Genomic DNA, 4165 nt, shown 5'->3' with positions numbered 1-4165 from the left:
GTCCCGTTGGGGAATGAATGATTCAGGAAGCCAGCCTACTTGTAGGGTGGTAGTTCACGCACTCATGTTAACTGAATATCCTGATGAATTTGTCTTGTGAACAATGTGGAAAATGTTGTTTGGAATGGGGGGCTTATTTCGTTCACATAACTGCAGAGGATATTGATAGATGGATGAATGAAAATAGACAAGACATACTTCGATATATTGAATTCTTAAATAAGGATACTGCATTTGGTTGGGTAAATCCACAGAATAAGACACGTTTATCACGGTGTCCTTTTCTTTACAAGAAAGACAAATCTGAATATTTCTGTTTGATTCATAATACTAAACCGAAACGATGTAAAGACTATTCTTGCGCCATCTCAGAATAAGGATCGGTTTTTATTAAAAAATATACATCCAAAGAAGTTCTTTGCAAAACTAGAACATAGAGCTTTTTGACGTATAGTACGCATCAAAAAAAAGATGTTGTTTAAAATAGGTTTTTGCGAATAATATATCTAGATGTGCAGGCGCTGAAAATGACTATTAAAGAAAAAAGTGTCCAGAATGATAAATATATAACATGTACTTGGGACGAAGAATCAGATTGCCTTAGTTGCAAGATAAATGGAAAATTAAACTGTAAATGGGAAGTTAAGTTACTTCTAAAGGTCTATAAAATACTGTTACCTCCTATGCTATTAGGATTTCTTGGTTTTATTATTGTTGGATTAAACGTTAGTTGGATTCCGTTATTGATTAATATTATTTTTTGGATCTTATTTTTTTTCATTATTGAAATTCGTATCATTTGTAGCCATTGTCCTTATTATGCTAAAGAAGGGAAGATTCTGCACTGTCTAGCAAATCATGGGCTTCCAAAACTATGGGCATTTCACCCCGAACCTATGAATATCTTTGAAAAATTAGGGTTTTTAGGAGGAGCAGTATTTTTTGTGCTATTTCCTGTCGTGACAGATCTTTACGGTCTTTTTATATTATGGAATCAATATCACACAGTCGATATAACAATTACAACATTAACGGGGTTAGCATTGCTTAGTTCTATTGCAGGTATCTATTTTTTTATAGCTGTAAGAAGGAATGTTTGTCCGAAATGCGTTAATTTCTCCTGTCCTCTAAACAAAGTACCAAAGGAAATAGTTGACGCCTACCTTGAAAATAATCCAGTAATGAAACATGCATGGGAAGCAGTAGGATATAAATTGGGTTAGTGAACTACCATCCAACAAGTTGAATGGCTTCCTGCTTCACAGACGACCTGCAGCGTCTCCAACCATACCTTTAACAGATATCGACTTAACACAGGCTTTAAATCGGACAGTCCCTGCCCTACTGTGTCCCCTTCCAGATCCACTGGGCTTTACGGCATACAGGATTCAGAAGGGTACTCGCATGCCGACCTCTTGCCTGCAGGTAGACACAGGTCATATGTATGCAAATAGTTATTTAATAATTACAGAGACCTGGGTGAAAGTGAAACTAGTAACGCGCTTCATTCCTCCCCCCAACACGTTGCGGGGGCTTCTTGCGAAGAAATGATAACTTCCTGAAAAGTAATTATCTTTCAAAAAGGCTTAGCCACGGCTTTCTTCAAGAGGATACTTTTGATTTTAGTACCATCTTTGTTTTTCAGGCAAATTTTAGTACCATCTCACTTTCTTGATAATAAGTTAATTGTTGAAATGATAAGTTAATTTGGTTTCAGATAATAAGTTAATTACTTAATACCTTATCAAAGATAGAAGGAACATCAAAAGGATCAAAATTTGAAATGTTGTTGATAACGACACAAACATTCCCAGTTTTTCCATGAATCGAATTTGGAATTTTCAGAAGTCTTCTTGTATCTAGTGTTACCTTTCGATCTATTCGTGGATATCTGTTTATAATTATCGCTTTAGCCAGTCTTAGTGGATCAATGGATGGATATGTAGGAATAAATTGCTTGTAGTTAAACTGGCTTTCAGTTAGCACACGTTTTAGTATTTTTTTGGAATCGCCTTTTTTGAACCCCAGTTTTATTAATTCAGCTTCTGCAGTATTAAGAAAAAAGGATCTCGATAACAGAGTGAATATTCTTTCTTTCAATGATTTTGCATACTTAGGGAGCATATCTACATGAGGAGTCTTCTCTCCTTCCTTTATTAGAGTTAAATAATTAATGACCGCACTTCGCTGTCTTTGATCCAACTTTTTTGCAATGTCATCACATATCCAGCAGTGAACTCCCCTTCTCCCAGAAAAAATCCAAACTAGGTCTTCAATGCCAAAGTCTTCCCTCATTGTTGCGTCTAAAAAAATCATGGCATCTTGCGCTAATGTCCAGCATTCCTCACAAAAAGTCTTTTCGCCTTTACAGTCACATCTCCTTACTAGGTCAAATTCATCCAGATCAATATCAAAAACTAATTCTCTTGACTCCCATTGTAATCTCTGAATCGACTGTTGTTTCGATGGGCTTTCAGAGTATACCGCCCCAACATATGCTTGAAAGACACCTTGATTACCCATATAATCTACAAGCTTTCGAGGTGTTCCGAATGAGAGATTTCTTGTGAAAGTGTTGCCAAGGTCAAATCCAAATTCTCTGCGTCTAAAGGTCGACAATCCAATGATATTGATGAGAGGTGTCACATCAAAATAGTCTGAATAATATTCCTGAAGCATTGCTTTTGTAATCTTTTGTTGAGACAAGAAATCAGCAATCCTGCTTTTTTGTGATCATTTATAAAATAACAAAGACAATTTTTATTAAGATTAGAAGATAAAAAAACCTTTATGAGTTTAACTTTCGATTTTTTCAACACACTTATTGAACCTGTTGATAAAAATGTTTCTAAGAGGGCTCTTAAAGCGGTATATGATGTTGGAGTAAAATATGGACTAACTATTGGCTTTGATGAATTCATCAGTAAGGCATTAGCGCAGTGGCAGAAAGTATTGAGGAAAAGAATAGAAGAAGGTACAGAAACGCTTTATGACAGTCATCTCTTAGAAGTATTTAAAGACGTGGAAATGCAGTCCTCTAAAGCTCGTGCTGTTATCAAAGAAAGTACTTCGGCTTATTTTAAGATTCTTACAGCAAATGTCCAGCTCGTGGAAGATACTCATGAAGTAATTGAAACACTCTCTGAAACATACCGAATTGGGTTAATTAGTAATTTTACTTATCCGCCCTTTATTTATTCCCAATTAGAGACGCATAACCTGTCTGATTTCTTTGAAACAGTTACTATTTCAGGAGATCATGGATTTTCTAAACCATTCCCGATGATCTTTACTCATGCCGTTCATAGTATGAACATGAAACCACATAACGTTATTCATATTGGAGATAGTTTAGAATGTGATGTCATCGGAGCGAAAAAAGCAGGACTTAAAGCTATATGGTTTAAAAGAAATGATGATGAACAACAAAATGAGGGCGAGTATCGACCAGATCTCACAATTCATCAGCTGTCAGAGTTATTGGAAGCTAAATTAGACAGTTTGATAAATGACACAAGAAATTGTGAGTAAAAAAGCGCTTGATTTTAATATTCCAGAAATTATGAACATCGAGATGGATTGCGATAGATTATGAAAGACCAGATTCCAATAGAAGCGCAGGAATTCTTCCCTTACAAGAATCTTAGACCCTCCCAAGCCAAATTAATTAATCTCGTCAATGAAGTGGCACAAAAGGGGGGACATCTGGTTGTAGAGGGTGCCAATGGGCTTGGAAAAACTATTAGCATGCTAGTAGGAGTATTGCTTTCAGCAAAACGCGAGGGTAGAACCATAATTTACTGTTGCCGTACGCATAGACAAGCGGATCGTGTCCTAGAGGAAATTCATAAAATTCGAGAAAAAGGTTGTGAAGTTTCTGGCCTCGCAATAAGAGGTAGAAACGAGACCTGTTCAAATGAACTTGTGAAAAAATATGCGCTTGACGCAAAATCGGCTCTACTTTTATGCAAGGAATTGAAAAAAAGAAAGAGATGCGATTCTTTCGAGAAATTACAAAATGAGCCGTGGTACGTTTCAGAACTTGAACATTATTTTTTAGAAAAACCAACTACTGGTGCAGAATTTCTTGAGATTTGCCAAAATGAAGAAATTTGCGCCTATGAATTAGCAAGGCGACTCATACAAAAGGTAGACATTATAGCGT

Annotated in this window: 5 protein-coding genes and 1 pseudogene; 5 read left to right on the top strand and 1 reads right to left on the bottom strand. The window is 36.1% G+C overall.

What is annotated here, in order from left to right:
* Nucleotides 1–83 precede the first annotated feature (83 nt).
* The 3 genes from QVB70_RS05165 to QVB70_RS05155 all read left to right on the top strand — a co-directional run bounded on the left by QVB70_RS05165 (nt 84) and on the right by QVB70_RS05155 (nt 1551).
* The gene (locus QVB70_RS05165; RefSeq protein ID WP_287584054.1) at nt 84–377 is read left to right on the top strand and encodes a YkgJ family cysteine cluster protein; all 294 of its coding nucleotides are present in this window, start codon (nt 84–86) and stop codon (nt 375–377) included.
* Between the two features lie 150 nt (nt 378–527).
* A complete protein-coding gene (locus QVB70_RS05160) occupies nt 528–1223 on the top strand; it encodes a hypothetical protein (RefSeq protein WP_287584052.1) in 696 nt (231 codons plus the stop codon).
* 19 nt (nt 1224–1242) lie between these two features.
* A complete protein-coding gene (locus tag QVB70_RS05155) occupies nt 1243–1551 on the top strand; it encodes a hypothetical protein (protein WP_287584050.1) in 309 nt (102 codons plus the stop codon).
* Between the two features lie 174 nt (nt 1552–1725).
* Here QVB70_RS05155 and priS read toward each other — a convergent pair whose 3' ends face one another.
* Entirely contained in the window at nt 1726–2706 is a 981-nt protein-coding gene (gene priS / locus QVB70_RS05150; RefSeq protein WP_287584049.1) for a DNA primase catalytic subunit PriS, read from the bottom strand.
* Between the two features lie 84 nt (nt 2707–2790).
* Here priS and QVB70_RS05145 point away from each other — a divergent pair, with 84 nt between their 5' ends.
* Nucleotides 2791–3531 (top strand): HAD family hydrolase, encoded by a 741-nt coding sequence (locus QVB70_RS05145; protein ID WP_287584048.1) that lies wholly within the window; start codon nt 2791–2793, stop codon nt 3529–3531.
* 60 nt (nt 3532–3591) lie between these two features.
* A pseudogene (locus tag QVB70_RS05140) lies at nt 3592–4165 on the top strand (DNA repair helicase); the annotation flags it as partial.

This window comes from Candidatus Borrarchaeum sp. (assembly GCF_019058535.1).
Taxonomy (GTDB): Archaea; Asgardarchaeota; Sifarchaeia; order Borrarchaeales; family Borrarchaeaceae; genus Borrarchaeum; species Borrarchaeum weybense.
The sequence above is the reverse complement of the archived record's forward strand: the minus strand, read 5'-3'. Positions and strand labels throughout refer to the sequence as shown.